Origin of the sequence: Salinarimonas sp. NSM (genome assembly GCF_052380005.1) — a bacterium.
Lineage (GTDB): Bacteria > Pseudomonadota > Alphaproteobacteria > Rhizobiales > Beijerinckiaceae > Salinarimonas.
In genome coordinates this window covers 1-5,863 of sequence record NZ_JBQTCJ010000103.1, presented here as the reverse complement: position 1 = coordinate 5,863, position 5,863 = coordinate 1, and the positions used below count along the sequence as shown (strand labels likewise).

The following is a 5,863-nucleotide window of genomic DNA, read 5'->3' as shown; positions in this document are numbered from 1 at the left end:
GTCGTGGCGCTCGCGAGCGAGCGCGGCGCCGCCCGCGCGCTCGGGACGCTGGAGAGCGCCCGGCGGCTCGGCCTGCCGGTCAACCTCGTCGTCGCGAACGCGGGCGCGGCCCGCGCCGCCGCCGCACCCGAGGGGGAGGGCACGCCCCCGGAGCTCGTCGAGACGCGTTTCGACGACGCCGCGCGCGGGCTCGGCTGCCTGGGCCTGCGTGCCGAGAACGCGGACGATCTGGCGACTTCGCTCGAGCGGGCGCTGTCGTTTCGCGACGGGCCGGCGCTTCTCGACGTGAAGACGGTGCTCGGGGCCGATCTCGACGAGAGTTGACCCGCGCTCGCGATCGGCTCACGCAATCGGCACCGCGCGTGATGCAGGCTTTTGTGGCGCGCGCCTCGGAACGAGGCATTCTCCGCTCGACCCAGATCGTGACCGCCGCCGCGACTCCCGTGGCGGCCGACGGGCGGAGCCGCAGCCATGACCGCACCCTCCTCCGACATCGTCCACGCCGACCTGTGCGTGATCGGCGGCGGCTCGGGCGGGCTCTCCGTCGCCGCGGGCGCCGCGCAGATGGGGGCACGCGTCGTGCTGATCGAGAAGCACAGGATGGGCGGGGACTGCCTGAACTATGGCTGCGTCCCCTCCAAGGCGCTGCTGGCCGCCGGTCACGCCGCGCAGGCGGTGCGCACGTCCGGGCGCTTCGGCGTCAACGGCCACGAGCCGGCGGTCGACTTCGCTAAGGTGCGAGACCATGTCCAGGGCGTGATCGCCGGCATCGCGCCGCACGACAGCCCCGAGCGCTTCCGCGGCCTCGGCGTGACCGTCATCGAGGCACCCGCACGCTTCCTCGATGGGCGGACCGTGGAAGCCGGGGGGCAGCGCATCGTGGCGCGCCGCTTCGTCGTGGCGACGGGCTCGTCGCCCGCCGTGCCGCCGATCCCGGGGCTGGCCGAGACGCCCTACTTCACGAACGAGACGCTGTTCGAGAACGGCGAGCGGATCGCGCACCTCGTCGTCGTCGGCGGCGGGCCGATCGGGCTCGAGATGGCGCAGGCGCATCGCCGGCTGGGCTCTGCCGTCACCGTGCTCGACGCCGCGCGCGTGCTGGTGCGCGACGACGCGGAGGCGGCGGCGATCGTGCGCGACCGGCTCGCCGCGGAGGGCGTCGACATCCGCGAGTGGGTCAAGATCGAGCGTATCGAGCGCGCCGGCAACGGCGTCGCCGTCACCATCCTCGAGAACAGCGAGACGAAGCGGGTGGAGGGCTCGCACCTCCTCGTCGCCGCCGGCCGGCGTGCCAACGTCTCGGGGCTCGACCTCGAGGCGGCGGGCATCGCCTACTCGCCGCGCGGCATCACGGTGGACGCGCGGCTGCGCACCACCAACAAGCGGGTCTTCGCCATCGGCGACGTGGCGGGTGGGCCGCAGTTCACGCACGTGGCGGGCTATCACGCGGGCATCGTCGTGCGCCGGGCGCTCTTCCACCTGCCGGCGAAGGCCAATCACGATGCCGTGCCGTGGGTCACCTACGCCGACCCCGAGCTCGCGCATGTCGGGCTCAGCGCCGCCGAGGCCGAGAAGCGCGGCGTGGCGCACACGGTCGCGCGCTTCGCCTTCGCCGAGAACGACCGCGCGCGGGCCGAACGCGAGACGGAGGGCTTCGCCAAGGTCGTCGTCGGCAAGGGCGGGCGGGTGCTCGGGGCGACGATCGTGGGCGCGCATGCGGGCGAGCTGATCCTGCCCTGGGTGCTCGCGGTGACGCAGAAGATGAAGATCGCCGCGGTCGCGAGCGCGATCGCACCCTATCCGACCCTGTCGGAAGTCTCCAAGCGCGCCGCCGGCGCCTACTTCACCCCGAGCCTGTTCTCGGAGCGCACGCGCAAGGTCGTGCGCTTCCTGCAGCGCTGGACCTGAGGAGGACGATGATGACGACCCTCTCCCGCCGCACGCTTCTCGCCCTTCCGCTCGCGATCGGGGCGGCCGCGGCCCTGCGCGCCGGCCCGGCGCAGGCCGACGCCGACCCGGTCTACACCGGACGTTTCTCCAGCCTCGCGCTCGGCGGCTACGACGCCGTCGCCTACTTCCGCGAGGGGCGGCCGGTCGAGGGCGTGCGCGCGCACGAGGTGGAGTGGAACGGCGCCACCTGGCGCTTCGCCTCCGCCGACAACCGCGCCGCCTTCGAGGCCGACCCGCAGGCCTATGCCCCGCAATACGGGGGCTACTGCGCCTGGGCGACGGCGGAGGGCTACCGGGCGCCGGGCAATCCCGACTACTGGCGCATCGTCGACGGCAAGCTCTACGTCAATTTCGACGGCAACGTGCAGCGGCGCTGGGAGGCGGACATCCCGGGCTTCGTCGCCCGCGCCGACGCGAACTGGCCGCGCATCCTCGCCGACTGAAGACGGACACCGGGCATGGGGGTCGGCCCTGCACGCCTTCCGTGGCCCAGATCGCCGTTGTGGCTCGAACCGATTGCCTCGCCCCATTCTCCTTCCCTGTAGCGGAAGGACAGTCTCGGGCGCACGCTTCGAGGGACTGCGCGACGGCGCGTCACGGCTCCCGTGCCATCTCGCGCAGCCGGAACTTCTGGATCTTGCCCGTCGAGGTCTTGGGGATCTCGGCGAAGACGACGTGGCGCGGGCACTTGTAGCCCGCGAGCCGCTCGCGGCAGAAGGCGACGATCTCCTCCGCGGTGGCGCTGGCGCCCTCCCGGAGCTCGACGAAGGCGCAGGGCGTCTCGCCCCATTTCTCGTCGGGCTTGGCGACGACGCCGCAGGCGGCGACGGCGGGATGCTTGTAGAGCACGTCCTCGACCTCGATCGAGGAGATGTTCTCGCCCCCCGAGATGATGATGTCCTTCGAGCGGTCCTTGAGCTGCACGTAGCCGTCCGGATGCGTCACGCCGAGGTCGCCCGAGTGGAACCAGCCGCCGGCGAAGGCGGCCCGCGTCGCGCGCGGGTTCTTGAGGTAGCCCTTCATCACCACGTTGCCGCGCATCATCACCTCGCCCATCGTCTCGCCGTCGGCGGGGACGGGGGCCATGGTCTGCGGGTCGAGCACCGCGAGCCCCTCGAGCGCCGCGTAGCGCACGCCCTGGCGCGCCTTCTTCTGGGCGTAGGCGGGCCCGTCGAGCGCATCCCACTCCGCGTGCCAGTCGTTCACGACCGAGGGGCCGTAGGTCTCGGTGAGGCCGTAGAGGTGGGTGACGGAAAAGCCCGCCTCGCGCATGGCGGCGAGCACCGACTCGGGCGGGGGCGCGGCGGCGGTGAAGAACTGCACCTCGCGCGGCAGGGGCCGCTTGTCGGTCTCGGGCGCGTTGAGCAGCGTCGCCATCACGATCGGCGCTCCGCACAGGTGCGTGACGCCGAGATCGGCGATCGCGTCGTACATCGGCTTGGCGCGCACCTGCCGCAGGCAGACATGCGTGCCGGCGACCACCGAGATCGACCACGGGAAGCACCAGCCGTTGCAGTGGAACATCGGCAGGGTCCACAGGTACACCGGGTGCTTGCCCATGGCGCAGGTGACGATGTTGCCCGTCGCCAGCAGGTAGGCGCCGCGGTGGTGGTAGACGACGCCCTTGGGGTCTCCTGTCGTCCCGGACGTGTAATTGAGCGTGATCGCGTCCCATTCGTCGTGGGGCGGCGACCAGGGGAAGTCCGGGTCGCCCTGCGCGACGAGCTCCTCGTATTCCAGCGCACCGAGCCGCTCGCCGTCCCCCGGATATTCCGGGTCGTCGTAGTCGATCACCAGGATGTCGTGCTCGACCTGCGCCAGCGCGGCCTTGATCGTCTTGGAGAACTCGCGGTCGGTGATCAGCGCCTTGGCCTCGCCGTGCTTCAGCGAGAAGGCGATGATCGCCGCGTCGAGCCGGGTGTTGAGCGTGTTGAGCACGCCGCCTGCCATGGGCACGCCGTAGTGCGCCTCGAGCATCGCGGGCGTGTTCGCGAGCATCGCCGCCACCGTGTCCCCGCGCCCGATGCCGTGTTTCGCCAGCGCCGAGGCGAGGCGCCGCGAGCGGGCGTAGAACTCGGCGTAGGTCCGCCTGAGGCCGCCGTGGACGATCGCCGTGCGCTCCGGGAATACCGTCGCCGCGCGCTCGAGGAAGCCGAGCGGCGTCAGCGGCTGGAAGTTCGCCGGGTTCCGGTCGAGGTCGCGGTCGTAGATCGTCACCATGGCGTGTCCTCGGCTCGTGGCGCACGTGCGCCTGTCGCGGGAGGCGAGCGTAGCGGCGGCACCGGGGGCGCCGCAATCGGAAGAATCGTGGCCCTCGCCCGCGACCGATCGACTCGGCGCGCGTCTCGCGCATCGGCGGCTCCTGTGGACCGCCCGCGTGATGCCGGCCGGCGGCCTTGTCGCCCCTGTCCCGCCGTGGAACAAGGGATCTTCGCGAAGGCGCTGTTCCCGCGGCCGGCGGCGATTCCGCCCGCCGAGGAACGCGCCGCGACCGCGAGCGAGGCGAGGACGGGATGCTCGACACCGCAGCGCGCATCGAGGCGCGCGACGCCGACGATCACCGGGGCGCGACGGACGCGGACGGCCCGCGCGGCATGCTCGACGTCGTCCGCTCGGTCACGGGACGGCCCTGGCGCGAGCGTCTCGACGCGCGCACGAGCCTCGTCGCAACCGCGATCTCCCAGGCGCACGGCCTGCCCGACGCCCTCGCCCGCGTGTTGGCCGGGCGCGGCGTGGCGCTCGAGGAGGCGCCGGGCTTCCTCGCGCCCAAGTTGCGCGACCTGATGCCCGACCCTTCGACCCTCGTCGACATGGACGCCGCCGCCGAGCGGCTCGCCCGCGCGGTGTTGCGGCGCGAGCGCGTGGCGATCTTCGGCGACTACGACGTCGACGGCGCCTGCTCCGCCGCCCTCGTCGCACGCTTCCTCGGCGCGCTCGACCTCGCGATCGAGATCCACATCCCCGACCGAATCACCGAGGGCTACGGCCCCAATGCCGGCGCGATCCGGGCGCTCGCCGAGGCCGGCGCGACGCTCCTCGTCACCGTCGACTGCGGGACCGCCAGCCACGAGCCTTTCGCCGAAGCGGCGCGGCTGGGGATGGACGTCGTCGTCCTCGACCACCACCAGGCGCCCGAGGCGCTCCCCGCCGTCGCCGCGCTGGTGAACCCCAACCGGCAGGACGACCTCTCCGGCCTCGGCCACCTCTGCGCGGCGGGTGTGGTCTTCCTCGCCCTCGTCGCGCTCGCGCGGCGGCTGCGCGGCGAGCCGTCCCTCGCCGGGCGGCTGCCGGACCTGATGGGCGAGCTCGACCTCGTGGCGCTCGCCACCGTCGCCGACGTCGTGCCGCTCGTGGGCCTCAACCGCGCCTTCGTGCGCCAGGGGCTCACGATCATGCGCGGGCGCGGCCGCCCGGGCCTCGCCGCGCTGCTCGACGCGGCGGGCCTCACGGCGGCGCCGGAGGCGTGGCATCTCGGCTATCTCGTCGGCCCGCGCATCAACGCCGGCGGGCGCGTCGGCGACGCCTCGCTCGGCGCGCGGCTGCTGGGCTGCACCGATCCGCTCGAGGCCGCCCGGATGGCCGAGGCGCTCGACCGCAACAACCGCGAGCGACAGGCGATCGAGGCGATCGCGCTGGAGGAGGCGGTGGCGCAGGCCGAGCGCAGCCTCGGCGCGGCGCCGGACGCGCCGGTCCTCGTCGTCGCCGGCGCCGACTGGCACCCCGGCATCGTCGGCCTCGTCGCGGCGCGGCTGAAGGAGCGCTTCCGCCGCCCCGCCTTCGCCTTCGGCGCGCCCTCGCCCGAGGGGCTCGCGACGGGGTCCGGCCGCTCCGTGCCCGGCGCCGACATCGGCCGCGCCGTGCGCGCCGCGGTCGAGGCGGGGCTCGCCGCGAAGGGCGGCGGGCACGCCATGGC

General features: G+C 73.5%; 5 protein-coding genes. 4 read left to right on the top strand and 1 reads right to left on the bottom strand.

Translation table 11 applies throughout. The features are described 5' to 3' along the window. From ACTZWW_RS22260 to ACTZWW_RS22250, 3 genes are all read left to right on the top strand, one after another. Window positions 1-324: thiamine pyrophosphate-dependent enzyme (locus ACTZWW_RS22260; protein ID WP_444783154.1), on the top strand; the 324-nt coding region annotated here is incomplete at its 5' end. A gap of 147 nt (window positions 325-471) precedes the next feature. Then, the gene (locus tag ACTZWW_RS22255) at window positions 472-1,908 is read left to right on the top strand and encodes a dihydrolipoyl dehydrogenase family protein (protein WP_444783153.1); all 1,437 of its coding nucleotides are present in this window, start codon (window positions 472-474) and stop codon (window positions 1,906-1,908) included. An 11-nt stretch (window positions 1,909-1,919) separates the two neighbouring features. Beyond that, window positions 1,920-2,393 (top strand): YHS domain-containing (seleno)protein, encoded by a 474-nt coding sequence (locus ACTZWW_RS22250; protein ID WP_444783152.1) that lies wholly within the window; start codon window positions 1,920-1,922, stop codon window positions 2,391-2,393. Window positions 2,394-2,544: 151 nt separating this feature from the next. Here ACTZWW_RS22250 and ACTZWW_RS22245 read toward each other — a convergent pair whose 3' ends face one another. After that, a complete protein-coding gene (locus ACTZWW_RS22245; RefSeq protein ID WP_444783151.1) occupies window positions 2,545-4,170 on the bottom strand; it encodes an acyl-CoA synthetase in 1,626 nt (541 codons plus the stop codon). 374 nt (window positions 4,171-4,544) lie between these two features. Here ACTZWW_RS22245 and recJ point away from each other — a divergent pair. Further along, the coding region (gene recJ / locus ACTZWW_RS22240) for a single-stranded-DNA-specific exonuclease RecJ (RefSeq protein ID WP_444783155.1) at window positions 4,545-5,863 on the top strand (1,319 nt) is incomplete at its 3' end.

Coding starts and splice junctions, on each gene's coding strand:
- ACTZWW_RS22250 (WP_444783152.1), top strand. CDS start 1,920: ATGACGACCCTCTCCCGCCGCACGCTTCTCGCCCTTCCGCTCGCGATC.
- ACTZWW_RS22245 (WP_444783151.1), bottom strand. CDS start 4,170: ATGGTGACGATCTACGACCGCGACCTCGACCGGAACCCGGCGAACTTC.
- ACTZWW_RS22255 (WP_444783153.1), top strand. CDS start 472: ATGACCGCACCCTCCTCCGACATCGTCCACGCCGACCTGTGCGTGATC.